Origin of the sequence: Cellulomonas sp., assembly GCF_015234515.1 — a bacterium.
In the GTDB taxonomy this organism is placed as follows: Bacteria; Actinomycetota; Actinomycetes; order Actinomycetales; family Cellulomonadaceae; genus Cellulomonas.
The window spans coordinates 130,134-156,119 of record NZ_JADGMY010000021.1 but is presented as its reverse complement, the minus strand read 5'-3'; the positions used below and the strand labels follow the sequence as shown (position 1 = coordinate 156,119).

Here is a 25,986-nt window from a genome sequence, read left to right as displayed (position 1 = left end):
GCGATCGAGTTACGCCTCGGGTTGTGGGGGGTGACTGGATTGCACTCTCGCGGGGCGAGGGGTGCGTGCCCTACCCCAACGCTGGCGTGAGAGTGCGATCGAGTTACGCCTCGGGTTGTGGGGGGTGACTGGATTGCACTCTCGCGGGGGGAGGGGAGGGGAGAGGGAGGGTCAGAGGGGGCCGACGTCGAGGATGCGTAGGCGGACCTCGCCGGCCTCGTCGGACGCCGCGAGGTCGACGAGGGCGTCGATGCGCCAGTCGTGGTCGCCCGCCGGGTCGTCGAGGATCTGCCGCACGTGCCACGTACCGGCCGCGGGGCCGTGCGCGTCGGCTGCCGTGCCCGCGGTCACCTGGAACAGCGCGGGACCGCGCGCGGCCGCGCCGGTGCCGATCTCGTCGTGCGCGTCGAAGTACGGCTCGACGGCGTCGGCCCAGCGGTCGGCGTCCCACGGCTGGTCCTCGGCGTCCACGTCGCCCAGCGCCGCGAGCGCACCCCAGCGCTCGCGCGCCACCAGCTCGACACGACGGAACATCGCGCCGCGCACGAGCGCGCGGAACACGCGCGGGTCGGCGGTGATCGGCGGCGGAGTGTCCTCGCCGTCCGGGTCGGCGTCGTCCTCGAGCGCCGAGGTCGGGTCGGACAGCCGCTCCCACTCGTCGAGCAGGCTCGAGTCGGTGCGCCGCACGAGGTCGCCGAGCCACGCGATGAGCTCCTCGAGCTCCTCGGTACGGCGGTCCTCCGGGACCGTGCGGCGCAGGGCGCGGTACGCGTCGGCGAGGTAGCGCAGCAGGACGCCCTCGGTGCGGTCCAGGGAGTACAGCTGGACGTACTCGGCGAACGTCGCCGCGCGCTCGTGCATCTCGCGCACCACGGACTTGGGCGACAGCGTGAGGTCCGCGACCCACGGGTTGGTGCGGCGGTACGTCGCGAACGTGGCCTCGAGCAGCTCGCTCAGCGGACGCGGGTACGTGACGCCCTCGAGCAGCGCCATGCGCTCGTCGTACTCCAGCCCCTCGGACTTCATGCGGGCCACGGCCTCGCCGCGGGCCTTGTTCTCCTGCGCCGCGAGCACCTGGCGGGGGTCGTCGAGCGTGGCCTCGATGACCGAGACGACGTCGTGCGCGTACCCGGGGTCCTGCGGGTCGAGCAGGTCGAGAGCCGCGTACGCGAACGGCGAGAGGGCCTGGTCGAGCGCGAAGTTGAACGGCAGGTCGGCGACCAGCTGCACGGTCCGGCGTCGGCCGCCCGGTGCCGAGGGGTCGTCGACCCACGGGCGCTCGACGACGCCGCCCGCGCGCAGGGACCGGTACACGTCGACGGCACGCCGCACGTGGCGCGAGCGCGCGCTCGCGGGCTCGTGGTTGTCGGTGAGCAGGTGCGTCATGACCGCCACGGGGTCCGCGCGGCCGTCGCGGCCGCGCTGCAGGACGTGCAGCACCATCGCGTGCGACACCTGGAAGCTCGACGTGAGGGGCTCCGGCGGGGCGTCCCGCAGGCGCTCGAACGTCTTGTCCGTCCAGTTGACGTGGCCCGACGGCGCCTGCTTGCGGACGATCTTCTTCTGCTTCTTCGGGTCGTCGCCGGCCTTGGCGAGCGCCTTGCGGTTCTCGATGACGTGGTCGGGCGCCTGCACGACGACCTCGCCGACGGTGTCGTACCCGGCGCGTCCGGCGCGGCCCGCGATCTGGTGGAACTCGCGCGCGCTCAGGTGCCGCATGCGGACCCCGTCGTACTTGACGAGGCTCGTCAGGACGACCGTGCGGATCGGCACGTTGATGCCGACGCCCAGGGTGTCGGTGCCGCAGACGACCGGCAGCAGCCCGCGCTGCGTGAGGCGCTCGACCACGCGGCGGTACTTCGGCAGCATGCCCGCGTGGTGCACGCCGACGCCGTGCCGCAGCAGGCGCGAGAGCGTCTTGCCGAACCCGGGGCCGAACCGGAACCCGCCCAGCTCCGCGGCGATCGCGTCGCGCTGCTCGCGGCTGGCCAGGGGCGTCGAGAGCAGCGACTGCGCGCGCTCGACCGCCTCCTTCTGCGTGAAGTGCACGACGTACACCGGTGCGCGGCGGGTGCTGACGAGCTCGTCGAGCAGCTCGTGCAGCGGCTCGACCGAGTACGTGAACGTCAGCGGCACGGGCCGCTCGGTGTTCGCGACGACGGCCACGTCACGGCCCGTGCGGCGCGCGAGGTCCTCGACGAAGAACGACACGTCGCCGAGCGTGGCCGACATCAGCAGGAACTGCGTGCGCGTCAGCTCGAGCAGCGGCACCTGCCACGCCCACCCGCGCTGCGGGTCCGCGTAGTAGTGGAACTCGTCCATGACGACGAGGCCGACGTCGGCGTCGGGGCCCTCGCGCAGCGCCTGGTTGGCCAGGATCTCGGACGTGCAGCAGACGATCGGGGCGTCGGAGTTGATCGCCGAGTCGCCCGTCACCATCCCGACGTTGGCGGACCCGAACACGTCGACGAGCGCGAAGAACTTCTCGCTGACCAGCGCCTTGATCGGTGCGGTGTAGTAGGAGCGGCGCCCCTGCGCCAGCGCCACCGCGTGCGCGGCGACGCCCGCGAGCGACTTCCCCGACCCCGTCGGCGTCGACAGGATCACGTGCGCCCCGGTGAGGAGCTCGAGGAGCGCCTCCTCCTGGTGCGGGTAGAGCGACAGGCCCTGGTCCGCGGCCCAGGACGTGAACACCTCGTACAGCGCGTCGGGGTCGTGCGCGGCGTCCCCGGAAGGCAGGCGGTCGGTCAGGTTCGCAGCGTCGGGCACGGGGCGATCCTCGCACGTGGTGCTCCGCGGCCCGTGGCCCGGCCGGTGCCGGCCGGGCCCCGCGACACCCGGCGGCCGGCCTCGGACGCCGTCGTCCCTGCACGCGTCAGGTCGCGTCCCACAGCAGCCGGTAGTACGCGATGCGCTCGTCGTCGGGCTCGACGCCGTAGGCCTCGTAGACGGTGGTCTCGTACCCGGGGCCGTAGTTCCACCGCGTGCTCCACGCGGCGATCGCCAGGTCGGCCCAGCGGTCCGCGACGCCCAGGCGCCCCAGGTCGACGTGCGCGGCCCAACGGCCGTCGTCGCCGATCAGCGTGTTGGGGGCGCAGGCGTCGCCGTGGCACACGACGAGCAGGTCGACGGGCGGGACGTCGACCAGCCGCGCACGTGCCTCCTGCACCGTCAGACCCCGGTGCTCGGGCGACCACGCGGCGGGGGTGTCACCCGCGTCGAGGTGCTCCAGGGCGATCGCGAGGCGCGCATCCACCGACCAGTCGAAGGGGCACTCGCCGACGGGGAGGCTCTCGTGCAGGGACCGCAGCCCGGCGCCGATCGCGGACGCCGCCTCCGCCGGTCGGCCGGACCACGGCGGCACGACGGCGCTGCGGGCGTCGAGGGCTGCGGTGACCAACCAGGTCCCGTCGTCATCGGCGCCGAGGTCGAGGACGTGGGGCACGGGCGTGAACCGGACGGCCCACGCCAGGCGCTCCGCCTCGGCCAGCAGGTCGATCTCGGTGACGTCGGCGGGTGCCCACTTGACGTACCTGTCGCGCCCGACGCGGAACGTCACGCCGCCGAGCTGGTTGACCCACACGGCCTCGACGGGGGCGCCTGCGGCGATCCGCTCCACCGCCGCCGGTACGGGCACCTCCTCACCGGGTATCCCGCTGGGGATCTCGGGAGGGACGATCGGTCCGGTGGCGATGTCGGGCACGCGGCGATCATCGCACCGCCGCCGCCGTCAGATCCCGAGAACCGCCTTGGCGATGGTGAAGTAGACGATCAGGCCCGTGGTGTCCACGAAGGTCGAGATGAACGGCGCCGACACGATCGCCGGGTCGACGCCGACCCGCTTGGCCAGCAGCGGGACGCTCGAGCCGACCGTGGTGGCGAGCGTGCACACCGCGACCACCGTGAGCGCGAGCACGAGGCCGATCGCCGGGCCGGCCACGAGCATCGCGGGACCCACACCCACGGCTGCGAGCGTCAGGCCCAGCAGCAGGCCCGTGAGCATCTCGCGGCCGACGACCCGCGCCACGTCGCCCGTCCGCACGTCGCCGACGGCGCTCGCACGCACGACCGTGGTCGCCGCCTGCGACCCGGCGTTGCCGCCGGTCCCGATGAGCAGGGGCACGAACAGCGCCAGCGCCACGACCTGCGCCAGCTCGTCCTCGAAGTAGGACTGCACGCCGACGGTCAACGAGGCGGCGACGATGAGCATGAGCAGCCACACGACGCGCGAGCGCACCAGGCCCAGCACGGAGACCGACAGGTAGGGGCGGCGCAGCGGCTCGGTGCCACCGGTGCGGGCGGAGTCCTCGTCGTCCTCGGCCTCGAGCACGCGCATGGCGTCGTCCACCGTGAGCACCCCGACCAGGCGGTCCTCCTCGTCGACCACGGGCACGCCCACGAAGCCGCCGTCGCGCACGACGTTCGCGGCGTCCTCCGCGTCGTCGGTCGCGCGCACCGTGGTGGCGGGCGACATCACCGCGTCGACGGGCGTGGCGGGGTCGGTGAGGACCAGCCGGCGCAGCGACACGACGCCCCGCACGCGCCGCCCGTCGGCGACCACGGGGACGACGTAGACCGTCTCGGCGTCGTCGCCGGCCGCGCGCACCTGGGCGATCGTGTCGCCGACGGTGGTGCCGACCGGCACGGCCACCACCTCGGGGGACATGCGGCGGCCCGCGCTGTCCTCGGGGTAGCCCAGCAGGGCGGTCGTCGCCGCGTGGTCGTCGGGCGCCAGGCCCGCCAGGAGGCGCCGTGCGACGCCGGCGGGGACCTCGTCCAGCAGCGCGGCGCGGTCGTCCGGGTCGAGGGCGGCGAAGATCGCGGCGGCGTGCCCGTGCAGGGAGGTGACGAGCTCGCCCTGCAGCGCCGGGTCGAGGTCCTCGAAGACCTCGACGGCGCGGCCCTTGGACAGCAGCCGGAAGGCCACGGCACGGTCGGTGGCACCGAGCCGGCCGAGCTCGTGCACGATGTCCGGCACGTCGAGGGTCGCCAGGCGCGCCCGCAGGTCGCGCAGGGCGGGGGAGCGTTCGGCGGTGGCCGTCGCGTCGCCGTGGTCGGGGTGGGGCATGCCGCCTCCTCACGTCGTGCGCTGGTCGCGCCCGGGGGTCGGCCGCCCGGGCGGTCGGCCCTCGGCAGCGTACGTGGCGACGTGATCCTCGCCGTCCTGGGACGTACGGACCAGTAACCTACGGTCACGTAGGTTACGCTGGCGTAGTGATGCTCCCAGCAGTCCCCGCCGACCTCCCCGCTGCCTGGCCGCAGGGGGTTCCGCGCGACATCGAGATCCCCGACGAGCCGCTCACCGCCACGCTCGACCGCGCCGTGTGCGACCACCCGGACCATGTCGCCGTCGACTTCCTGGGTCAGGCCACCACCTACCGCGAGCTGGGCGCCCGCGTGGAGCGCGGCACGCGCGTGCTGCACGACCTCGGCGTGCGTGCCGGTGACCGCGTCGCGCTGGTGATGCCGAACTGCACCTCCCACGTCGTCGCGTTCTGGTCCGTCCTGCGGCTCGGTGGGGTCGTGGTGGAGCACAACCCCACGTACACCTCCGACGAGCTCGCGCACCAGCTCACCGACTCCGGGGCCACCGTCGCGATCGTCTGGGAGCAGGCGGTCCCGCGCGTGCTGGAGGCTAAGGACCGCACCGACCTGCGCCACGTCGTGGCGGTCGACCTCTCGGCCGACCTGCCCCGCACCTCGCGCTGGGCGCTGCGGCTGCCCGTCGCCACGGCGCGCAAGACGCGTGCGGCGATGCGCGGGCCTGTGCCCGCCGACATCCCGCACTGGCACCGGCTGCTGGACGCCGCCGAGCCGCTGCTGCCCTCCGACGCGCCCGACGCGTCGGACGTCGCCCTCCTGCAGTACACCGGGGGCACCACCGGCACCCCTAAGGCCGCCGTGCTGAGCCACCGCAACCTCGTGGCCAACGCGCTGCAGGGACAGACGTGGACCCAGCACGAGACCGGCACCGAGGTCGTCTACGGGGTCCTGCCGTTCTTCCACGCCTTCGGCCTGACGCTGTGCCTCACGTACTCCGTGCGGATCGCCGCCACGCTCGTCGTGCTGCCGTCCTTCGACCCGGCGCGCGTGCTCGCCGCGCAGCGCCGCCGGCCCGGCACCTTCATCCCGGCCGTGCCGCCCATGCTCGACCGCCTGGCCGCCGCGGCGGAGGAGGCCGGCGCCGACCTCACGTCGTTCGAGTACGCGATCAGCGGTGCGATGGCGCTGCCCCGCGCGACGGCCGAGCGCTGGGAGCGCGTCACCGGCGGCATCGTCTCCGAGGGTTACGGGATGACCGAGACGTCGCCCGTCGCGCTCGGCAACCCGCTGAGCCCCGACCGGCGGCCCGGCTCCCTCGGCCTGCCGTTCCCGTCGACCCACATCCGCGTCGTCGACCAGGAGGACCCCACGCGCGACGTCGCGACGGGCGAGCAGGGCGAGCTGCTCATCTCCGGTCCGCAGGTCTTCCAGGGCTACTGGAAGCGGCCGGAGGAGACGGCCCACCAGCTGCTCGAGGGCGGCTGGCTCCGCACCGGTGACGTGGTCCGCGTGGACGACGACGGCATGGTCGTCCTCGTCGACCGGATGAAGGAGATGATCGTCACCGGCGGCTTCAAGGTGTATCCCTCGCAGGTCGAGGACCACCTGCGCGGCATGCCGGGCGTCTTCGACGTCGCCGTGGTCGGCGAGCCCGCCGGCGACATGGGCGAGCACGTCGTGGCCGCCGTCGTGCTGCACGAGGACGGGTCAGGCGCCGGCATCGACCTCGCCGCGGTGCGCGAGTGGTGCGAGACGCGCCTCGCGCGGTACGCGCTGCCGCGGCGCCTGGTCGTGCTCACGGACCTGCCGCGCTCGCAGGTAGGCAAGGTGCTGCGCCGGGTGGTCCGCGAGCAGGTGCTCGACAAGACCCCCAAGAAGCCCTGACACCCCCGCGTGAGCGTCGCCCCCGCCGCTCCCCAGGCGCCGGGTCGGTGACGGACCGAAGTACCGTGTGCGCGTGAGCGAGACGGACGACGCAGCCGTGGTGGAGATGTGGACCGACGGTGCCTGCAAGGGCAACCCCGGCGTGGGCGGGTGGGGCGCCTGGATGCGCTTCGGCGACCAGGAGAAGGAGCTGTGGGGCGGCGAGGCCGCCACCACCAACAACCGCATGGAGCTCACGGCGGTCATCGAGGGGCTGCGGGCGCTGCGTCGTCCCTGCCGGGTGACGCTGCACGTCGACTCGACGTACGTCATGAACGGGCTCACCAAGTGGCTGCCCAACTGGAAGCGCAACGGCTGGGTCACGGGGGAGAAGAAGCCCGTGAAGAACAAGGAGCTGTGGCAGGCGCTCGAGGCCGAGGTCGAGCGTCATCACGTGACGTGGGTCTGGGTGAAGGGCCACGCAGGCGACCCGGGCAACGAGCGGGCTGACGGCCTGGCGAACCGGGGTGTGGACGACGTGCGCGCGGGGGCGCCAGCCGGGCGCTGAGCCCGGCCGTGCCGACACCGCGCGCACTGCGTGGGTGTGTCAGCCCCCGACGGGCGTCCACCGCGAGTCGTCCGCCGCTGACCGCTCGACCGCGTCGAGCACGCGCTGCACCTGCAGGCCGTCGGCGAAGGTCGGTGCCGGGTGGGTGCCCGCCGCGACCGCCTCGACGAGGTCGACGACCTGGTGGGTGAACGCGTGCTCGTAGCCCAGGCCGTGGCCGGTGGGCCACCAGCTGCCGGTGTACGGGTGCTCGGGCTCGGTGACGTAGACGCGGCGGAAGCCCTGCAGGCCCGCCGGGTCGTGCGCGTCGTACACGTGCAGGACGTTCATGTCCTCGAAGTCGAACGCGAGCGAGCCCTCGGTGCCGTTGATCTCGACGCGGATCGCGTTGCGCCGCCCGAGCGCGAAGCGCGTCGCCTCGAACAGGGCGAGCCCGCCGCCGGACAGCCGTGACGTGAACACCGCGGCGTCGTCGACCGTCACCGGGCCGGTCGCGCCGCCGGCGTCCCCGACGCCCGACAGCCCGCCGAACGCGGCCGCCACGGGCCGCTCCTCGACGAACGTCGCGAGCTGCGCCGAGACGCCCGTGAGGCGCTCGCCGGTGATGTGCTGCACGAGGTCGATGACGTGCGCGCCGATGTCCCCGAGCGATCCCGACCCGGCCTTGTCCTTGTCCAGCCGCCACGACAGCGGCGTCGCCGGGTCCGACAGCCAGTCCTGCAGGTACAGGCCGCGGGCGTGTCGCACGGTGCCGATGCGACCTTCCGCGACGAGCCGGCGTGCCAGCGCGATCGCCGGGACCCGGCGGTAGGAGTAGCCCACCATCGCGACCTGGTCGGGCGCCGCCTGCGCGGCGGCGACCATCGCCTCCGCCTCGGCGACCGAGTTGGCGAGCGGCTTCTCGCACAGCACGTGCTTGCCCGCCTGCAGCGCGGCGATCGCGATCTCGGCGTGGGTGTCGCCCGGTGTGCAGATGTCGACCAGGTCGACGTCGTCGCGGTCGAGCAGCTCGCGCCAGTCGGTCGTCGACGAGCGCCAACCCAGGCGCTCCGCTGCGGCGGCCGTGCGCTGCGCGTCGCGCCCGGCGACGACCGTCAGGTCGGGGCGCAGCGGCAGGTCGAAGAACCGGGGCGCCGTCTGCCAGGCGTGCGAGTGGGCGAGGCCCATGAACGCGTGGCCCACCATGCCGACGCCGAGCCGCGGCGCGGTCACGAGGCGGTCCGGGTGAGCGGGGCGGACGCGGTGCGGGCCATGTCGGGCCTCCCGGGGGTGGTGAGGTCGGCGAGCGGGACGAGCGGCGGGACGTCGCACGTGCTGGTGACGGCCAGCCGGGTGCCCGCGTCCGCCGCGCGCAGCACCGTCTCCATGGTGTCGAGCACGTGCAGCGCGACGTCGGCCGACGCGCGGGTCGTGCGGCGGTCCGCGCTGCGGGCGGCGTCGACGAGTCCGGCCCCGCGCCCGGCGTTCGCGTACCCGGCGGACGGCGGCAGCGTCTGCCACTCGCCGCCGCGTGCGTGGACGAGCACGTCGCCCTCGAACCGGTTGGGGTCGGGGACCAGCAGCGAGCCCTCCTCGCCGTGCACCTCGATGGGCCGCGCCATCGAGGCGGGCGCGTCGAAGCTCATGACGAGCGTCGTCACCGCCCCGGACGCGTGCTCGACCAGCGCGGTGACGTGCGTCGCGACGCCGACGGGCACGAGCTCGCCCGCGCGCGGTCCCTGGCCGATCGTGCGGTGCGTGCGCGGCTGGGTCGCGACGCCCTGGACCGCCGTGACCGGTCCGAGCAGGTGCACGAGCGTCGTCAGGTAGTACGGGCCCATGTCGAGCAGCGGGCCGCCACCGGGGGCGTAGTAGAAGTCCGGCTGCGGGTGCCAGGCCTCGTGGCCGCCGCACGCCATGGTGGCGGTGGCGGCGACGGGACGGCCGATCGCGCCGGACTCGACCGCCGCCCGCGCGGTCTGCACGCCGGTGCCCAGGACCGTGTCCGGCGCGCCGCCGAGCGCGACGCCGGCCGTGGCGGCAGCGTCCAGCACGTGCCGGGCGGAGGCGACCGTCGCGCAGAACGGCTTCTCGTTGTAGACGGACCGGCCGTGCGCGACCGCCGCCAGCGCGACCTCCTCGTGCGCGGCGGGCGTCGTCAGGTCGAGCACCCACTCGACGTCGTCGTGCGCGAGCAGGTCCGGCAGGTCGAGCGCGCGGACGCCGTGCTGCAGCGCCGTCGCGTCGGCGCGCGCGCGGTCCAGGTCGGCGACCGCGACGATCTCGAGGTCGGGGGTGGTCGCGGCGGTCGTCAGGTAGGCGTTCGAGATGACGCCGCAGCCGACGACGCCGACCCTCAGCGGCTGGCCCACACCATGCTCCTCTCGATCATCGTGCGGACGCTGGGGTGCTCGAGCACGTCGACGCTGTGCCCGGGGGTCACGACGCAGATCCGGCCGTCGCCCCACTGGCGCGTCCAGACGGCCGGGCAGGTGATCGTGCGGTGCCACGGGTGCCAGGGCGGCGCGGGGTGCGTCGTGGTGGCCAGGACGTCGTTGAGGTCGTCGGTGAGCACCCAGTACTGCTCGGTGGTCAGCTCGAAGGACTCGATCCCGGCGGTGACGGGGTGGTCGGCCGCGGCGGGCAGCATGTCGACCGTGTAGGGCAGGTAGTTGTCGGACTGGTCGCCGTGGCACTCGTCGGGGTGCTTGGAGGGATGGGTGGTGAACTGGCCGCCGATCAGCTGCAGGTAGTCGGAGCTGTTGCGGAACGAGTCGGCGATGCCGCCGTGCCACCCGACCAGCCCCGTGCCGGCCGCGACGGCCCTGCGCAGCCCGGCGACGGCCGCGCCGGACGCCTCGCCCATCGTGTAGCACTGCACGACCAGGTCGACGTCCGCCATCGCGTCCTCGGCGTACACCTCAGGGGTGTCGACGATGCGGACGGTGTGCCCCGTCGCCTCGAGATGGGGGATGAACATGTCCGTCGCGGCGACGGGCGCGTGCCCGTCCCAGCCGCCCCGGACCACCAGAGCCTGCTTCACGTGGAGCCTTCCGTGGGGATCTCGCGTCGATGAGAGATCGATCTCTCGCACGCTACCCGGTGACCCGGGCAGAGGCCAGGAGGTCAGACGGACTCGCGCGCCGTGAGCGCGGTGGGGAGCAGGACGTGCTGCGGCTCGACGTGCGGGTCGGCCAGCACGTCCAGCACGAGCTCGGCGGCACGCGCCCCCAGCTCGCGCAGCGGCTGGCGCACGGACGTCAGCGGCGGGTCGCACGTCGCGGCGACGACGGTGTCGTCGAACCCGACCACCGAGACGTCGTCCGGCACGCGCCGCCCACCGGCCTCCAGCACGCGCAGTGCGCCGAGCGCCATGAGGTCCGAACCGGCGAACAGGCCGTCGACCGTGGGGTCCCGGCGCAGCACCGACGCGGCGGCGGACGCGCCCGACGACATCGAGAACGACCCGTGCACGACGGGTCCGGGGGTCAGGCCCCACGCCGCGAGCTCGTCCCGGAAGCCGCGCGTGCGCTCGTCCGCCGGCGCGTAGCCCGCGGGCCCGGCGATCGTCGCGACCCGGCGCCGGCCCGCCTCCAGCAGCGTCCGCGCGGCGAGGCGGCCCCCACCGTAGTTGTCGCTGTCGACCGAGGTCAGGGCGTCGTCCATGCTCGCGCGAGGGCGTCCGACGAACACGACGGGCAGGGGCAGCCCGCCGAGCTCGGCGAACAGCGGCTCGGACTCGCGCTGCAGCACGACGACCGCGGCGTCGACGTGCCCGGACGCCAGGTACCGCAGCAGCGGCGCCCGGTCGCGGCCGTCGTCGAGCAGGAGCACGGGCTGCACCGACCGCGCGAAGAGCTCGGCGGTCGCGCCGCGCAGCGGGGCCCCGACGAACGGGCCGCCCTGACCCTCCAGCTCGCTGCTGGGCGCCACCAGAGCGACGGACCCGGTCGCGCCGCTGCGCAGCGCGCGTGCCGCGGTGTTGGTGCGGTAGTCGAGCTCGGCGGCCGCGGCACGCACGCGGCGAGCGAGCTCGGCGTCGACGCTGGGCAGCCCGGCCAGGGCGCGTGAGGCGGTCGCGCGGGACACGCCCGCGGCGCGCGCGACGTCGAGCAGCGTGGGGCGCGCGGACCGGCTCATGGACGCATGGTGCCACGGTGAGGGGTCCACAGGGTTGGTCGGAGATCGATCTCTGTCAACAGGGTGACGAACGCGCCGTCGGCTGCCAGGCTGGCGCCCGTGAGCACCGTCGCCACCCCGTCGTCGTCCGTCGTCACGCTGTTCGACCTGTCAGCCGTGCGGCTGCTCGACGGTCCGATGGCCGCCGCGCAGCGCACCGCGCGGGAGTACCTGCTGGGGCTGCGGCCCGAGCGGCTCCTGGCACCGTTCCGTCGCGAGGCGGGGTTGCCGCCCCGAGCCGAGCCGTACGGCAGCTGGGAGTCGATCGGGCTGGACGGGCACATCGGCGGACACGCCCTGTCGGCGGCGTCGCTGCAGTGGGCCGCGACCGGGGAGGAGCGCGCGGCGACGATGGCCCGGGCGCTGGTCGACGGCCTCGTCGAGTGCCAGGACGCGCTGGGCACCGGGTACGTCGGGGGTGTGCCGGGCGGCGTCGCGCTGTGGGAGTCGGTCGCGTCGGGCGGTGCCGAGGCGGGCACGTTCGACCTGGGTGGCGCGTGGGTGCCCTGGTACAACGTCCACAAGACGTACGCGGGGCTCATCGACGCCGCCCGGTACGCGCCCACCGACGTCGCGGCCCGGGCGCTGGGCGCCGCCGTGCGGCTGGGGGACTGGGGCGTCGCGCTGTCGGACCGGCTCGACGACGAGGCGTTCGCCCGCATGCTGCGCACCGAGTTCGGTGGCATGTGCGAGGCGTACGGCGACCTCGCCGAGCTCACGGGGAACGCGCGGTACGCCGCGCTGGCCCGGCGGTTCGCGGACGAGTCGCTGCTCGCGCCGCTGCGCGAAGGACGTGACGCGCTCGACGGCCTGCACGCCAACACGCAGATCGCGAAGGTCGTCGGCTGGCCGGGGATCGGCGAGACCGAGGCCGCGGCGACGTTCGTCCGCCACGTGCTGGACCGGCGCACGCTCGCGTTCGGCGGCAACTCGGTCTCCGAGCACCTCACGCCCGACGCGCAGGCCCACGTCCTGCACCGTGAGGGCCCCGAGTCGTGCAACACCGCCAACATGCTGGAGGTCGAGCGGCGCCTGTACGCCCTGACCGGGGACACCGGGCTGCTCGACGCGGCGGAGCGGCAGCTCGTCGACCACGTGCTCTCCGCGCAGCACCCCGACGGCGGGTTCGTGTACTTCACGCCCGCCCGGCCGGGCCACTACCGCGTGTACTCCACGCGCGACGAGTGCATGTGGTGCTGCGTGGGCACGGCCCTGGAGACGTACGCGCGGCTCGGTGAGCTCGCGTACGCCCGCGCCGGCGACGACCTGCTGGTGAACCTGCCCGTCCCGTCGACGCTCGACTGGGCCGGGCGCGGCGTGCGCGTGCGGCTCGCGTCGTCGTACCCCGCGGCGCTGCCGGCCACCGAGGTCGCGCTGACGGTCGACGTCGACGCGCCGACCGAGCTCGCGGTGCACGTCCGACGCCCGGCGTGGGCACGCGAGGACGTCGTGCTGTCCGTCGACGGAGCGGCCGTGACGCCCGCGTCCGAGCGGGACGGCTACGTGACGGTGCGCCGCACGTGGCAAGGGGGCGAGACGGTCACCTGGAGCCTCGTCGCGGGCCCCGCGGCCGAGCGGCTGCCCGGCGACGACGGCTGGGTCGCGCTGCGCTGGGGTCCGGTCACGCTCGCCGCGCGTGGCGACGACGACGACCTCGTGGGCCTGCGGGCCGACGGCGCCCGCATGGGGCACGTCGCGCACGGACCGCTGCGCCCGCTGGCCGACGCGCCGATCCTCGTCGGGTCGGACGACGACCTCGCCGGGGCGCTGCGACCGGCCGACGACGGCGCGTTCGTCCTCGACCGCGGCACCGACGCGCCGTTGGTGCTCGAGCCCCTGCGCACGCTGCACGAGGCCCGGTACACCCTCTACTTCCCGGCGGTCCGCGACGCCGCCGACCTCGGACGCCGACGTGTCGAGCTCGCGGCCCTGGACGACGAGCAGCTCGGCCTCGCCGCCCGCACCGTCGACGCCGTGGCGTGCGGCGAGCAGCAGCCCGAGACCGACCACCACTTCGCCGGCTCCGACACGTGGACGGGTGCCGTCGACGGTCGGCACTGGCGCGCGTCGCGCGACCGGTTCTCCTACCTGCTGGCCGACCCCGAGGGTCGCGGCGCGGTGCTGAGGGTCACGTACCTGGCCGAGCCCGGGCGTGCTCGCGTCGTCGTGGACGGCACGGTCGTCGGCGTCGTCGAGGTCACCGACCCGGCACCGGGCACCCGCGTCCTGGACGTCCCGGTCGCCGCCGGCCCCCACGAGGTCACCGTCGTGGCCGACCCGTCACCCGCGAGCCCATCCCCGACCCCGACCAGATCCCCGATCCAGACCCCGAGAATCGTCGCCCTCCACCTCCTGACCGACCCCACTGACCACCCCCACTGACCACCCCCACTGCCCCGCCCCCACTGACCCACCCCCACCCGCCGAACTCGTCCTTTGGCGGCTTATGAAAGGTCAGAAGCCGCCAAACGACGAGTTCGTCGTCAGGGCTGGGGGTCGACGTGGTCAGAAGCCGCCGAACGTCGAGCTCGTCGTCAGGGCTGGGGGTCGACGTGGTCAGAAGCCGCCGAACGTCGAGTTCGTCGTCAGGGCTGGAGGGCGACGTGGGTCAGGAGCCGGTGGCGGAGGGTCGTCGAGCGGTCCGCGTAGTCGCGTTGCCGACGGACGTACTCGGCCTTGCCCTCGACGGTCTCGATCGCGACCGGCTCCAGCCCGTAGGACGTCACGTCGTACGGGCTGGCCTGCATGTCGGTCGTCCGGATCTCCCGCGCGAGCTCGAAGCAGTCGAGCAGCAGGTCACCCGGCACCAGCGGACCCAGCTTGAGGGCCCACTTGTAGAGGTCCATGTTGGCGTGCAGGCACCCCGGCTGCTCCATCGCGGTCTGCGTCTCGCGCGTCGGGGACAGCGTGTTGCGCCCGACCGCCTCCGGCGTGAAGAACCGGAACGCGTCGAAGTGCGTGCAGCGGATGCGGTGCGCCTCGACGACCGCGTCGGTCCCGGCGCCGCCGAGCCGCAGGGGCAGGGGGTGGCGGTGCGCGTCGTCGCCCTCGCGGTAGACCATCGCCCACTCGTGCAGCCCGAAGCACCCGGTCGCCGCGGGGCGGGACGCGGTCGCCGCGAGCAGCCCGGCGACGAACCGTACGGTGTCACCGCGCGCGTCGAGGAACGCCGCGACATCGAGCGTCACCGTGCCGTCGTCGGCGGTGCGGTACCAGCGCCACGCCGCGTGCGGGGCGGGACCGTCCGGGCCGGCGGCTAGCGCGACCCTGGCCCCCGGGTGCCACCGGCGCAGCTGGGCAGGCGTCGCCGGGTAGTACTCGAACAGGAAGTCCTCGATCGCGTGCTTCTCGTGCCGGGACCGTCGCGCCCGGTGACCGGCGGTGAGCGCGTCGGCGCGCTCGGCGTGCGCGGCGGCGCGCGCCGACCACGTGGCCGCGTCGAGCACGGTCAGGGTCGGGGCGGCGGACGGGACGGGAGGCACACGTCCAGGGTAGGTCGCCGGCGGTTGCCCCCGCCGCGTCCGCCCGGCAGGGTGGCGCTCGTGCGCGAGCTGCTGCGGTCCCTGCCTGCCCTGTCCGGCGACGCGCCCGCCTTCGACCCCGACGCGGCCCCGGACGACCCGCTCGAGCTGTTCGCGACGTGGTTCGCCACCGCCGTCGAGCGCGGCGTCCCCGAGCCGCACGCCGCGACCCTCGCGACCGCGGACGCCGACGGCCGCCCCTCGGCCCGCGTGCTCGTCCTCAAGGACCTCGGCGCCGACGGCTTCGCCTTCGCGACCGACGCGCGCAGCACGAAGGCGGGGGACCTGGCGGTGAATCCGCAGGCGGCGCTCAGCTTCTGGTGGCAGCCGGTGGTGCGGCAGGTGCGGGTGTCCGGTGCCGCGCGGTACCTCGGGGACGAGGTCTCCGCCGACGACTACCTCGCGCGGTCGCCCGCGTCGCGTGCCGCTGCGGCGGGCGTGCGACCGGGGGAGCCCCTGCCGTCGGTCGCGCACCTGCGGCACGCCATGGCCCAGGCGCGCGAGCGGATCGACGCCGACCCGGGCTTCGTCCTGCCGACCTGGCAGGCGTGGCTCGTGGTCCCCGAGGTCGTGGAGTTCTGGCAGGGCAGCGCGGACCGCGCACACGTCCGCCTGGTGTACCGGCGCGACGCCGCGGGGTGGTCGCACGGCCTCGTCTGGCCGTGACGAGGGCACGCCGAGTCCGCTCGGGCGCCGGTGTAGGGTCTGCCGCATGACCACGACCCCGCGTGCCACCTGCGCCGCCACGTGTCGTCGTCATTCCTGTCGCTGCTGTCGCTGACACGCCTCGACCCGCCGGACTGCTCCGGCCCCGCGCGACGCGAGCCGTCGCTCCGGTGGCACGTACCCCCGTCCCGTGGTGCTCTCGTCTTTCCTGACCCCTCCCGGGCCTCGTGCCCGGCCGCGAGAGACCGCTGCCCCCGCGCCCCGAAAGGCCCAGCCATGCTCCGCACGTCCCACCGCCTGCTCGTGCTCCCCGTGATCCTCGCCGTCGGTGCGCTGGCCGCCTGCTCGTCCGGCGACGAGGCGCCCCAGGGGGGCGCGACCTCCGAGTCGGGCGTGCTGCGCGTCGGAACCGAGGGCACGTACTCGCCGTTCAGCTTCCACGACGCCGACGGCGAGCTGACCGGCTACGACGTCGAGGTCGTCACGGCCGTCGCGGACGAGCTGGGCCTCGACGTCGAGTTCTCGGAGACCACCTGGGACTCGATCTTCGCGGGGCTCGAGTCGGAGCGGTACGACGTCATCGCCAACCAGGTCACCGTCAACGACGAGCGCGCCGAGAAGTACGACCTCAGCGAGCCGTACACCGTGTCGACGGGCGTCGCGCTGGTGGCCGCCGACAACGACGCCGTGACGTCGCTCGCCGACGTCTCGGGGCTGACCGCCGCGCAGTCCGCGACGTCGAACTGGTCGCAGGTCGCCACCGACGCGGGCGCGACGGTGGAGTCCGTCGAGGGGCTGACGCAGGCGGTCGCGCTGCTCAAGCAGGGGCGCATCGACGTGACGTTCAACGACGACCTCGCGGTGCTCGACTACCTCAAGCAGTCCGGGGACACCTCGGTGAAGATCGCCTTCGAGACCGGCGACACCGTCGAGCAGGCGTTCGCGCTGCGCAAGGGCGCGGACCTCACGGCCCGCATCGACGACGCCCTGGCCTCGCTGCGCGCCGACGGCACGCTCACGCAGATCTCGGAGAAGTGGTTCGGTGACGACGTCACCCAGTGAGCCGGGCGGGACGCGAGGGCGTGCGACGAGCCGAGGTGACGCATGACGGGGGACACCTGGGACCTCGTCGTCTCGTCGATCGGCCCGCTGCTGTCGGGCGCGATCCGCGGCACCATCCCGCTGACGCTGATCTCGTTCGTCATCGGGCTCGTGCTCGCGCTCGTCGTCGCCCTCGCGCGGCTGTCGCGGCACCGCCTCGTGTCCGGTGCGGCGCGCGTCTACATCTCGCTGATCCGCGGTACGCCGCTGCTCGTGCAGCTGTTCATCATCTTCTACGCGCTGCCGTCGCTCGGGCTGGTCATCGACCCGTTCCCGTCGGCGGTCGTCGCGTTCTCGCTGAACGTGGGCGGGTACGCAGCCGAGACGATCCGCGCCGCGATCCTGTCGGTGCCCCGCGGGCAGTGGGAGGCCGCCGCGACGATCGGCCTGGACCACCGGCTGACGCTGCAGCGCGTCGTGCTGCCGCAGGCGCTGCGCGTCGCGGTGCCGCCGCTGTCCAACACCTTCATCTCGCTGGTCAAGGACACGTCGCTCGCCTCGACGATCATGGTCACCGAGCTGCTGCGCAAGGCGCAGGAGATCGCGGCGCCGACGTACGAGTTCATGACCCTGTACTCGCTGGCGGCGGTCATCTACTGGCTCATCTGCCTGGTGCTGTCGACCGGGCAGTCGCGCCTCGAGCGCCGCCTCGACCGGTTCGTGGCGCACTGACGTGGGAGACGACATGACGAGCGACGCGACGACGCCACCCGACGCCCGGCCGCTGGTCGAGGTCCGGGGCCTGGAGAAGTCCTTCGGTGACCTGCACGTGCTGCGCGGCATCGGCCTGACGGTCGACCGCGGCAGCGTGACCGTGCTCATCGGACCGTCCGGGTCCGGCAAGACGACGCTGCTGCGCTGCCTCAACTCGCTCGAGGTGCCGGAGGCGGGCACCGTGCGCGTCGACGACGTCGAGATCGACCTCGCGCGTCGCCCCACGCGTGCCGAGCTGCGGCGCCTGCGCGCGACCTCCGGCATGGTGTTCCAGTCCCACCAGCTCTTCCCGCACCGCACGGCGCTGCAGAACGTCACGGAGGGGCCGCTGTTCGCCCAGCGACGCCCGGCCGGTGAGGTGGTGGCCGAGGCGACGGCGCTGCTCGCGAAGGTCGGGCTCGCCGACAAGGCCGACGCGTACCCGCACGAGCTGTCGGGCGGTCAGCAGCAGCGCGTGGGCATCGCGCGCGCCCTGGCGCTGCGCCCGCGGCTCCTGCTGTTCGACGAGCCGACGTCGGCGCTGGACCCCGAGACCGTGGGGGAGGTGCTCGCCGTCATGCGCGACCTGGCGGCGGAGGGCTGGACGATGGTCGTCGTGACGCACGAGATCCGGTTCGCGCGGCAGGTCGCCGACCACGTCGTGTTCATGGACGACGGCGTCGTCGTCGAGGAGGGGCGGCCCGACGACGTGCTGGCCGACCCGCACCACGAGCGCACGCGGCGGTTCCTGCAGCGGATCCTCGATCCGCTCTGAGCCGCGCCTCGCGCGGTCAGCGCTGGTCGACGGGGTCGGTGCGCGGGGCGTCGGGCGCACGTGCCGGGGCCGGTCGATGCCCCGGCTCGGTGCGCGGGGGCAGCGTGTCCGGTGCGACGTCCGCGGCGCGCACCGACACCGCGTGCAGCACGGTCTCCAGCGGGCCGCGTCCCACGGTGGCGTGCCACAGCCAGCAGAACCCGACGGTGACCAGCAGGAAAGCCAGCCAGCTGGTGGCGGTCGCCTGCCACACCACGTCGTCGCCCAGCACGGCGATGGCCAGGAGCTGCCCGGTGTAGGCGGTCAGGGCGAGCGCGCCCGTCGCCGACACGGGCGCCAGCGCGCGCGGCCACCGCACGCCGACGGCGAGGCAGACGGCGAGCACCAGCAGGCACGTGCCGGTGTTGCCGGCGACCTCGAAGAACGTCGACGAGTGCGGCTCGGCCGTCGTCAGCTCGGTGACGCTCCCCAGCAGGAGCCGCGCCGCCCACGCGCCCCCGTGACCGAGGACCACCAGCCCCGCACCCCAGGCGGCCAGCGCCGCGTGGGTGCGCCCGGCGCGCAGGTCGCTGCGGCCCACCGCGAGCCCGACCAGCACGTACGCGATCCACACGATCGCCGGGTAGTACTGGCCGAGCAGCACCGTCAGCAGGTCCAGCGGGCGGGCGTCGTCGACCTCGACGTGCACGGCGAGCTGCTGGCGCAGCACGGGCCCGAGCAGCGCGACGACGGTGGCCGTGACGACGAGCGCCCAGCGCGGCCACCGCAGCACCGCCGTGCCGGCCGCGAAGAGCGCGGCGTAGACGACGAGGATCACGACGACGGGCGTCTCGAGGAGCACCAGGCCCGTCCCGAGAACCACGAGCAGCACGGCACGCACGAGGATCCGCAGCCGGGCCTGGACCAGGCGCGTGCCCAGCACCGGGGTGTCGCCGCCGGACAGCAGCGCGAGGCCCACGCCCGCCAGGAGGACGAACAGCGCGGACGGCCTGCCGTCGGTGAGCTGCGCCCAGCCGCCGGGCGGGAAGGTGCGCTCGGGGTCGGCCAGGCCGACGTGCGCGGTCACCATGCCGAGCACGGCGAGTCCACGGGCGGTGTCCACCCCCACGATGCGTCGCACCCTGGGCATGCTAGACGGGTGTGCCGAGGTCCGCCCCGGGTGGCGCACGCGGTGCAGGGCGCACCAGTTCTCAGCATGTGACCTCATCCGTCCCGGACCTTGGTCCGGTGGCCGGGCGCGCGCCTACAGTGCTCTGTGACCACGCGGACCCACGACGTCTACACGCACGGCCACCACGAGAGCGTGCTGCGCTCGCACAGGTGGCGCACGGCGGAGAACTCCGCCGGCTACCTGCTGCCGGCGCTGGCGCCGGGCCAGCGGCTGCTCGACGTGGGCTGCGGCCCGGGCACCGTCACGGTGGACCTCGCGTCCCGCGTCGCCCCGGGTGACGTCGTGGGTGTCGACCGGTCCGCCGCCGTGCTGGCCGTCGCCACCGAGCACGCGGCCGAGAAGGGCGCGGCGAACGTGCGCTTCGAGGTCGGTGACGCGTACGCGCTGGAGTTCGAGGACGACACGTTCGACGTCGTGCACGCGCACCAGGTGCTGCAGCACCTCACCGACCCCGTGGCCGCGCTGCGCGAGATGCGACGCGTGACGCGCCCCGGCGGTGTCGTCGCGGTGCGCGACGCCGACTACGCGGGCATGACGTGGTACCCCGCGCACCCCGGCCTCGACGAGTGGCAGGCGCTGTACCACGAGGTCACGCAGGCCAACGGCGCGGAGGCGGACGCCGGCCGGCGCCTGCTCTCCTGGGTGCGGCAGGCCGGTTTCGACCCGGCGGGCGTCGCGCCCGGTGCGGGCGTCTGGTGCTACGCGACACCCGAGGACCGGACGTGGTGGGCGAGCCTGTGGGCCGACCGGTGCGTCGCGTCGAACTTCGCCGTGCAGGCGATGGGCCACCACCTCGCCGACGAGGTGGCGCTCGAGCTGCTGGCCGACGCGTGGCGCGAGTGGGGGACCTCGCCGGACGGCTGGTTCATGGTCCCGCACGGCGAGGTCCTCGCCCGCGCCTGAGGCGCCCGGGGCGGACTTAGGCTGGGCCCGTGCGCATCGCCAGGTTCACCAACGGTTCCGACCCCCGCTACGCGCTCGTCGAGGGCGAGCCCGGCCACGAGGAGCTCGTCGTCATCAGCGGCGACCCCATCTACACGCCGGTGCAGCCCACGGGCGAGCGGGTCCGCCTCGACGACGACGGCGTGCGCCTGCTCGCGCCCGTCATCCCGCGGTCCAAGATCATCGGGGTCGGCCGCAACTACGCCGCCCACGCGGCCGAGCACGGCAACGACGTCCCCACGTCGCCGCTGCTGTTCCTCAAGCCCAACACCTCCGTGATCGGCCCCGACGACCCGATCGTGCTGCCGGACTGGACCGAGCACGTCGAGCACGAGGCCGAGCTGGCCGTCGTCATCGGCAAGGTCACCAAGGACGTGCCGCCGGAGCGTGCACTCCACCACGTGTTCGGGTACACCGTCGCCAACGACGTCACGGCGCGCGACATCCAGCGCTCCGACGACCAGTGGACGCGCGCCAAGGGCTTCGACACCTCCTGCCCGCTGGGCCCGTGGATCGTGCCCGGCCTGGACGTCGACGACCTCGCGGTGACCGCCCGCGTCAACGGCGAGAGCCGGCAGGACGGTCGCACGTCGCAGATGGTGTTCGACGTGGCGTACCTCGTCTCGTACGTCTCCGAGGTGTTCACGCTGCTGCCCGGTGACGTGATCCTCACCGGCACGCCCGCGGGCGTCGGCCGCCTCGAGCACCGCGACGTCGTGGAGGTCGAGGTCGAGGAGATCGGCGTGCTGCGCAACCCGGTGCTGCGCCGGACCCCGTAGCCCTAGCCCCACGGGAGCGCCCCGTCTAGCGTCGGCTCCACGGGACCGACGACGGGGGCGCGCCATGGACCTGCAGGTGGGGATCGACTGGCTGACGAACGCGCTGTACTCCTACTGGCTGGTCTACGCCCTCGTCGGCGTGGGCCTGTGGTTCACGCTGCGCACGGGCTTCGTCCAGGTGCGGCTGTTCCCGACGATGGTCGCGCAGCTCGTGTCGTCGCGCTCCGGCGCGGAGGGCGGCATCTCGTCCTTCCAGGCGTTCGCCGTCGGTCTGGCGTCGCGCGTGGGAACGGGCAACATCGCCGGTGTGGCGGTCGCGCTGACGCTCGGCGGACCCGGCGCGGTGTTCTGGATGTGGGTCGTGGCCGCGGTCGGCATGGCCACCGCGCTCATCGAGGCGACGCTCGCCCAGGTGTTCAAGGTGCGCCAGGAGGACGGCTCCTACCGAGGCGGCCCCGCGTACTACATCCAGCGCGGCCTGGGCTCCTACCGGTGGGGCGCGGTGTTCGCCGTGCTGCTCGTGGTCACGTTCGGGTTCGCCTTCAACATGGTGCAGGCCAACACCATCGCCGACACGTTGTCCTCCAGCCACGAGGTCCCCGTCGCGTGGACCGCCGTCGGGCTCATGGTCATCGCCGCCCCGGTGCTGTTCGGTGGGGTGCGCCGCGTCGCCCGCGTCGCCGAGGTCGTCGTGCCGCTCATGGCCGCCGCGTACCTGCTGCTCGCGATCGTCATCGTGGCGCTCAACATCTCGGCCCTCCCGGACGTGGTGGGGCAGATCCTGCGCGGCGCGTTCGGACTGGACAGCGCGCTGGCCGGCACGGCCGGGGGCATCCTGGCGGCGGTGCTCAACGGCACCAAGCGCGGCCTGTTCTCCAACGAGGCGGGCATGGGCTCGGCGCCGAACACCGCGGCGACCGCCACCGTGTCGCACCCCGTGAAGCAGGGCCTGGTGCAGTCGTTCGGGGTGTTCGTCGACACGATGCTCGTCTGCTCGGCGACGGCGTTCATCGTCCTGTCGGCCGGGCCCGAGGTGTACGTGCCGGGGGAGACCGGCCCGAACGCGGGTGCGGCGCTGACGTCGGCCGCGATCGAGCACGAGCTCGGGTCGTGGACGATCCTGCCGATGACGGTGCTCGTGTTCTCGTTCGCGTTCAGCTCGGTGCTCGGCAACTACTCCTACGCGGAGACCAACCTGACCTACCTGGGCATCCGGGGACGCGCCCTGACGGCGCTGCGCACCCTGGTCCTGGCCGCCATCGGCATCGGCTCGCTGCTCGCGCTGACGACCGTGTGGGCCGTCGCGGACATCGCCATGGCGCTGATGGCGACCGTCAACCTCGTCGCGATCCTGCTGCTGTCCCGCTGGGCGTTCGGCGCGCTGGCCGACTACCAGGCCGCCCGGCGCGCGGGCCGGGACGACCGGTTCCAGGGGCACGGCAACCCCCTGCTGCCGGGCGACGTGCCGGGTGACGTCTGGGCGGCGGGGGTGCACGACGGTGACGCCGTCCCGGCCCGCTGAGCGCGCCGCAGCGCGGTCCTCGTCAGGCCGGTGTCGTCTCGGCGTCGCGAGGTGCGCCAGGGGCGCCCTCCGTCCCCAGGTCACGCACCTCGTCGCGCAGCCGCCCCATGCGTGCGTCGAGCTCGGCTGCGGTGTGCGCGGCGTCCAGGAGCTCGGTCGCCAGGTGGCCGGGCACGTCGCCGCGGTACTTGTAGGACAGCTTGTGCTCGACGCTCGCCCAGAAGTCCATCGCGATGGTGCGGATCTGCACCTCGACGAACACGTGCTCGGTCCGGTCGGACAGGAACACCGGGATGCGCACGATGAGGTGCAGCGAGCGGTACCCGTTGGCCTTGGGGGCGGCGATGTAGTCCTTGCGCTGCACGATCTCGACGTCCGGCTGCTGCGACAGCATGTCGGCGACCCAGTACGCGTCCGACTCGAAGCTGCACGTGATGCGGATGCCGGCGATGTCCCGGATGCGCTCGCGGATCGTCGGCACGTCGGTGGCGCAGCCGTAGCGCACGGCCTTGTCGAGGATCGAGTCCATCGACTTCAGCCGGGAGGTGACGTGCTCGATCGGGTTGTGGTCGTGCGTCTGGCGGAACTCCGAGCGCAGGATGCGGATCTTCGTCAGCATCTCCTCGATGCCGAACTCGTAGCCCATCCGGAAGCGCGCCATCTCACGCTGCGCGTCACGCACGTGCCCGGCGACGCTGCCAGGGTCCATGTCGGCTGCGACCAGCTCGGCGGCCCGCCGTCGCACGACGTCGCCCACGGCCTGGGACGTGCCGGCCGACGCGTCGCCGTCCGGCGGTGCCGCCGCTGCGGGTCGAGACGTCGGGTCGATCAGCGGTCCTGCGGCGGTGCCGTGCATGTCCCCTCCAACGACCCGCGGCACGTCGGGGTTCCGGCCGCTCGGTAGGCTGCAGGGGATCCCGCTCCTGCCATCACCGAGGTGTTCCGTGTCCGCCAGCAGCCCCGTGCGTGTCCGCTTCTGCCCGTCCCCGACGGGTACGCCCCACGTCGGCCTCATCCGCACCGCGCTGTTCAACTGGGCGTACGCCCGGCACGTCGGCGGCACGTTCGTCTTCCGCATCGAGGACACGGACCCGGCGCGCGACTCGCAGGAGTCGTACCTGCAGCTGCTCGACGCGCTGCGCTGGCTGGGCATGGACTGGGACGAGGGCGTCGAGGTCGGGGGCCCGCACGAGCCGTACCGGCAGTCGCAGCGCTACGACCTGTACCGGGACGTCGTCGCGCGGCTGGTCGACGGCGGGTACGCGTACGAGTCCTTCTCGACCGCCGAGGAGGTCGAGGCCCGGCACCGCGCCGCCGGCCGCGACCCGAAGCTCGGCTACGACGGCTACGACCGGGACCTCAGCGACGAGCAGAAGGCGGCCTACCGGGCCGAGGGGCGCGAGGCCGTCATCCGGATGCGGATGCCCGACGAGGACGTCTCGTTCGTCGACGTCGTCCGCGGCGAGATCACGTTCAAGGCCGGGTCGGTGCCCGACTACGTCATCGTGCGCGGCAACGGCCACCCGCTGTACACGCTGGTCAACCCGGTCGACGACGCGCTCATGGGCATCACGCACGTCCTGCGCGGCGAGGACCTGCTGTCCTCCACGCCGCGTCAGGTCGTGCTCTACCGCGCGCTGCTGGACCTGGGCGTCGCCACCGTCGTGCCGCAGTTCGGCCACCTGCCGTACGTCATGGGGGAGGGCAACAAGAAGCTCTCGAAGCGCGACCCCGAGTCCAACCTGTTCCTGCACCGGGAGCGCGGGTTCACGCCCGAGGGGCTGCTGAACTACCTGGCGCTGCTGGGCTGGTCGATCGCGCCCGACCGCGACGTGTTCACGCTCGAGGAGATGGTGGCGGCGTTCGACGTCGCCGACGTCAACCCGAACCCGGCGCGCTTCGACCTCAAGAAGGCCGAGGCGATCAACGGCGCCCACGTGCGGCTGCTGGCCCCCGAGGACTTCCGGAACCGCCTGGTGCCGTACCTCCACGCCGCGGGCCTGGTCCCGGCGGACTCCTACGCCGACCTGTCGGCCGAGCACCGGGCCCTTCTGGACGCGGGCGCGCCGCTGGTCCAGGAGCGCATGACGCTGCTCGGCGAGGCCGTGGGCATGCTCGGCTTCCTCTTCGTCGCCGACGACGCGCTCGAGGTCGCCGAGGACGCCCGCGGTGCGCTGCGCGCCGAGTCCGCGGACGTGCTCGACCGCGCGGCGCAGGTGCTCGCCGAGATCCCCGCCGACGGCTTCACGACCGACGCGACGCAGACCGTGCTCGGCGCCGCGCTCGTGGCGCCGGCGGAGGAGGGCGGCCTGGGCATCAAGCCGCGGTTCGCGTACACGCCGCTGCGCGTCGCACTGACGGGCCGCCGGGTGTCGCCGCCGCTGTTCGAGTCCATGGAGATCCTCGGCAAGGACGCAACCCTGGCGCGGATCGCCGCGCTGCGCACGACCCTGTGACCGCGGTCGACGGCGTCCTGTTCGACATCGACGACACGCTCGTCGAGACGCGCGCGGCGTTCCGTGTCGCGCTCGCGGCCGTCCTCGAGCGGTACGCGCCGGGTGCGGACGTCGACGCGGCGCTGGCGTTGTGGCGCGCCGACCCCGGCGGCCACTACCGCGCGTACACGCGCGGCGAGCGGACGTTCCGCGAGCAGCGGATGACGCGCGCGAACGAGCTGCACGCGGCGTTCGGCGGTCCGGCGCTCGATGACGACGCGTACGACGAGTGGGACGCCCTGTTCGACGACGCGTTCGCGTCGGGGTGGGCCGCGCACGACGACGCGGACGCCGTCCTGGTGCGGCTCCTCGATGCGGGCGTCCGCGTGGGGGCGCTGACGAACGCGAGGAGCGCCTACCAGACGACCAAGCTCGTCCGTGCCGGGCTGGGGGACCGGCTCGAGGTCCTGGTCGGCGTGGACACGCTCGGTTACGGCAAGCCCGACCCGCGCGTGTTCCTCGAGGCATGCCGACGGCTGGGCACCGCGCCCGGACGCACCGCGTACGTCGGCGACGAGCTCGACGTCGACCCGGTCGCGGCGCGTCACGCCGGGCTGCTCGGTGTGTGGCTCGACCGCCCGGGCCCGCGCCGTGTCGTCGTGACCGACGCCGACGTCGCTGCAGCGGACGTCACGGTCATCCACTCCCTGGACGAGCTGCCCGGGGTGCTGGACCTGCCCTGAGCGCCC

Annotated in this window: 22 protein-coding genes; 12 read left to right on the top strand and 10 right to left on the bottom strand. The window is 73.9% G+C overall.

From position 1 onward, the window contains the following. Positions 1 to 171: 171 nt before the first annotated feature. The 3 genes from IR158_RS08850 to mgtE form a co-directional block, all read right to left on the bottom strand. Positions 172 to 2,769 carry an RNA helicase gene (locus IR158_RS08850; RefSeq protein WP_291812139.1) on the bottom strand — a complete coding sequence of 866 codons (2,598 nt, stop codon included), beginning with the start codon at positions 2,767 to 2,769 and terminating at the stop codon, positions 172 to 174. A gap of 106 nt (positions 2,770 to 2,875) precedes the next feature. Continuing rightward, positions 2,876 to 3,703 (bottom strand): aminoglycoside 3'-phosphotransferase, encoded by an 828-nt coding sequence (locus tag IR158_RS08845; RefSeq protein ID WP_366928423.1) that lies wholly within the window; start codon positions 3,701 to 3,703, stop codon positions 2,876 to 2,878. A 27-nt stretch (positions 3,704 to 3,730) separates the two neighbouring features. Further along, positions 3,731 to 5,068 (bottom strand): magnesium transporter, encoded by a 1,338-nt coding sequence (mgtE, locus tag IR158_RS08840; protein WP_291812138.1) that lies wholly within the window; start codon positions 5,066 to 5,068, stop codon positions 3,731 to 3,733. 149 nt (positions 5,069 to 5,217) lie between these two features. Here mgtE and IR158_RS08835 point away from each other — a divergent pair, with 149 nt between their 5' ends. Then, a complete protein-coding gene (locus IR158_RS08835; RefSeq protein ID WP_291812164.1) occupies positions 5,218 to 6,927 on the top strand; it encodes an AMP-binding protein in 1,710 nt (569 codons plus the stop codon). 106 nt (positions 6,928 to 7,033) lie between these two features. Then, positions 7,034 to 7,474: a ribonuclease HI gene (gene rnhA / locus IR158_RS08830; protein WP_291812162.1), complete on the top strand. Its 441-nt coding sequence runs from the start codon at positions 7,034 to 7,036 to the stop codon at positions 7,472 to 7,474. 39 nt (positions 7,475 to 7,513) lie between these two features. On the opposite strand, the gene IR158_RS08825 is transcribed toward rnhA, so the two are convergent. From IR158_RS08825 to IR158_RS08810, 4 genes are all read right to left on the bottom strand, one after another. Further along, positions 7,514 to 8,659, bottom strand: a complete 1,146-nt coding sequence (locus tag IR158_RS08825) for a Gfo/Idh/MocA family oxidoreductase (RefSeq protein ID WP_291812161.1) — start codon at positions 8,657 to 8,659, stop codon at positions 7,514 to 7,516. A gap of 23 nt (positions 8,660 to 8,682) precedes the next feature. Further along, the gene (locus IR158_RS08820; protein WP_291812136.1) at positions 8,683 to 9,825 is read right to left on the bottom strand and encodes a Gfo/Idh/MocA family oxidoreductase; all 1,143 of its coding nucleotides are present in this window, start codon (positions 9,823 to 9,825) and stop codon (positions 8,683 to 8,685) included. Then, entirely contained in the window at positions 9,810 to 10,496 is a 687-nt protein-coding gene (locus tag IR158_RS08815) for a ThuA domain-containing protein (RefSeq protein ID WP_291812133.1), read from the bottom strand. Before IR158_RS08815 ends, IR158_RS08820 begins: the two co-directional genes overlap by 16 nt. An 83-nt stretch (positions 10,497 to 10,579) precedes the next feature. After that, a complete protein-coding gene (locus tag IR158_RS08810; RefSeq protein ID WP_291812130.1) occupies positions 10,580 to 11,593 on the bottom strand; it encodes a LacI family DNA-binding transcriptional regulator in 1,014 nt (337 codons plus the stop codon). A gap of 99 nt (positions 11,594 to 11,692) precedes the next feature. Between IR158_RS08810 and IR158_RS08805 the strand changes: the two genes are divergently transcribed. Further along, positions 11,693 to 14,014 carry a beta-L-arabinofuranosidase domain-containing protein gene (locus IR158_RS08805; protein WP_291812128.1) on the top strand — a complete coding sequence of 774 codons (2,322 nt, stop codon included), beginning with the start codon at positions 11,693 to 11,695 and terminating at the stop codon, positions 14,012 to 14,014. A gap of 203 nt (positions 14,015 to 14,217) precedes the next feature. On the opposite strand, the gene IR158_RS08800 is transcribed toward IR158_RS08805, so the two are convergent. Then, positions 14,218 to 15,114: a 3-methyladenine DNA glycosylase gene (locus IR158_RS08800; protein WP_291812125.1), complete on the bottom strand. Its 897-nt coding sequence runs from the start codon at positions 15,112 to 15,114 to the stop codon at positions 14,218 to 14,220. Positions 15,115 to 15,174: 60 nt separating this feature from the next. Here IR158_RS08800 and IR158_RS08795 point away from each other — a divergent pair, with 60 nt between their 5' ends. The 4 genes from IR158_RS08795 to IR158_RS08780 all read left to right on the top strand — a co-directional run bounded on the left by IR158_RS08795 (position 15,175) and on the right by IR158_RS08780 (position 18,388). After that, complete coding sequence (locus tag IR158_RS08795; protein ID WP_291812122.1) at positions 15,175 to 15,819, top strand: pyridoxal 5'-phosphate synthase; 645 nt, start codon at positions 15,175 to 15,177, stop codon at positions 15,817 to 15,819. Between the two features lie 276 nt (positions 15,820 to 16,095). Beyond that, entirely contained in the window at positions 16,096 to 16,881 is a 786-nt protein-coding gene (locus tag IR158_RS08790) for an amino acid ABC transporter substrate-binding protein (protein ID WP_291812119.1), read from the top strand. 42 nt (positions 16,882 to 16,923) lie between these two features. Next, complete coding sequence (locus IR158_RS08785; protein ID WP_291812116.1) at positions 16,924 to 17,592, top strand: amino acid ABC transporter permease; 669 nt, start codon at positions 16,924 to 16,926, stop codon at positions 17,590 to 17,592. Positions 17,593 to 17,605: 13 nt separating this feature from the next. Next, entirely contained in the window at positions 17,606 to 18,388 is a 783-nt protein-coding gene (locus tag IR158_RS08780; RefSeq protein WP_291812114.1) for an amino acid ABC transporter ATP-binding protein, read from the top strand. Between the two features lie 16 nt (positions 18,389 to 18,404). Here the strand turns inward: IR158_RS08780 and IR158_RS08775 are convergent, their stop codons facing one another. Then, positions 18,405 to 19,508 (bottom strand): heparan-alpha-glucosaminide N-acetyltransferase domain-containing protein, encoded by a 1,104-nt coding sequence (locus IR158_RS08775; protein WP_291812111.1) that lies wholly within the window; start codon positions 19,506 to 19,508, stop codon positions 18,405 to 18,407. 135 nt (positions 19,509 to 19,643) lie between these two features. Between IR158_RS08775 and IR158_RS08770 the strand changes: the two genes are divergently transcribed. The 3 genes from IR158_RS08770 to IR158_RS08760 all read left to right on the top strand — a co-directional run bounded on the left by IR158_RS08770 (position 19,644) and on the right by IR158_RS08760 (position 22,802). Next, the gene (locus IR158_RS08770; RefSeq protein ID WP_291812109.1) at positions 19,644 to 20,462 is read left to right on the top strand and encodes a methyltransferase domain-containing protein; all 819 of its coding nucleotides are present in this window, start codon (positions 19,644 to 19,646) and stop codon (positions 20,460 to 20,462) included. A 29-nt stretch (positions 20,463 to 20,491) separates the two neighbouring features. After that, positions 20,492 to 21,280: a fumarylacetoacetate hydrolase family protein gene (locus IR158_RS08765; protein WP_291812106.1), complete on the top strand. Its 789-nt coding sequence runs from the start codon at positions 20,492 to 20,494 to the stop codon at positions 21,278 to 21,280. Between the two features lie 64 nt (positions 21,281 to 21,344). Beyond that, positions 21,345 to 22,802 carry a sodium:alanine symporter family protein gene (locus IR158_RS08760; protein WP_291812103.1) on the top strand — a complete coding sequence of 486 codons (1,458 nt, stop codon included), beginning with the start codon at positions 21,345 to 21,347 and terminating at the stop codon, positions 22,800 to 22,802. A gap of 22 nt (positions 22,803 to 22,824) precedes the next feature. Here IR158_RS08760 and IR158_RS08755 read toward each other — a convergent pair whose 3' ends face one another. Further along, positions 22,825 to 23,658, bottom strand: coding sequence for a GTP pyrophosphokinase family protein (locus IR158_RS08755; protein WP_291812100.1), 834 nt, complete (start codon positions 23,656 to 23,658; stop codon positions 22,825 to 22,827). Positions 23,659 to 23,746: 88 nt separating this feature from the next. Here IR158_RS08755 and gltX point away from each other — a divergent pair, with 88 nt between their 5' ends. Further along, positions 23,747 to 25,258: a glutamate--tRNA ligase gene (gene gltX / locus IR158_RS08750; RefSeq protein WP_291812098.1), complete on the top strand. Its 1,512-nt coding sequence runs from the start codon at positions 23,747 to 23,749 to the stop codon at positions 25,256 to 25,258. Further along, entirely contained in the window at positions 25,255 to 25,980 is a 726-nt protein-coding gene (locus IR158_RS08745; protein WP_291812094.1) for an HAD family hydrolase, read from the top strand. The genes gltX and IR158_RS08745 overlap by 4 nt, the downstream gene beginning before the upstream one ends. Positions 25,981 to 25,986: the final 6 nt, after the last annotated feature.

Excerpts from the sequence above, each read along its gene's own strand:
- rnhA (WP_291812162.1), top strand. The coding sequence starts at position 7,034 with ATGTGGACCGACGGTGCCTGCAAGGGCAACCCCGGCGTGGGCGGGTGG.
- IR158_RS08810 (WP_291812130.1), bottom strand. The coding sequence starts at position 11,593 with ATGAGCCGGTCCGCGCGCCCCACGCTGCTCGACGTCGCGCGCGCCGCG.
- IR158_RS08825 (WP_291812161.1), bottom strand. The coding sequence starts at position 8,659 with ATGGTGGGCCACGCGTTCATGGGCCTCGCCCACTCGCACGCCTGGCAG.
- IR158_RS08790 (WP_291812119.1), top strand. The coding sequence starts at position 16,096 with ATGCTCCGCACGTCCCACCGCCTGCTCGTGCTCCCCGTGATCCTCGCC.
- IR158_RS08755 (WP_291812100.1), bottom strand. The coding sequence starts at position 23,658 with ATGCACGGCACCGCCGCAGGACCGCTGATCGACCCGACGTCTCGACCC.
- IR158_RS08780 (WP_291812114.1), top strand. The coding sequence starts at position 17,606 with ATGACGAGCGACGCGACGACGCCACCCGACGCCCGGCCGCTGGTCGAG.
- IR158_RS08760 (WP_291812103.1), top strand. The coding sequence starts at position 21,345 with ATGGACCTGCAGGTGGGGATCGACTGGCTGACGAACGCGCTGTACTCC.
- mgtE (WP_291812138.1), bottom strand. The coding sequence starts at position 5,068 with ATGCCCCACCCCGACCACGGCGACGCGACGGCCACCGCCGAACGCTCC.
- IR158_RS08785 (WP_291812116.1), top strand. The coding sequence starts at position 16,924 with ATGACGGGGGACACCTGGGACCTCGTCGTCTCGTCGATCGGCCCGCTG.
- IR158_RS08835 (WP_291812164.1), top strand. The coding sequence starts at position 5,218 with ATGCTCCCAGCAGTCCCCGCCGACCTCCCCGCTGCCTGGCCGCAGGGG.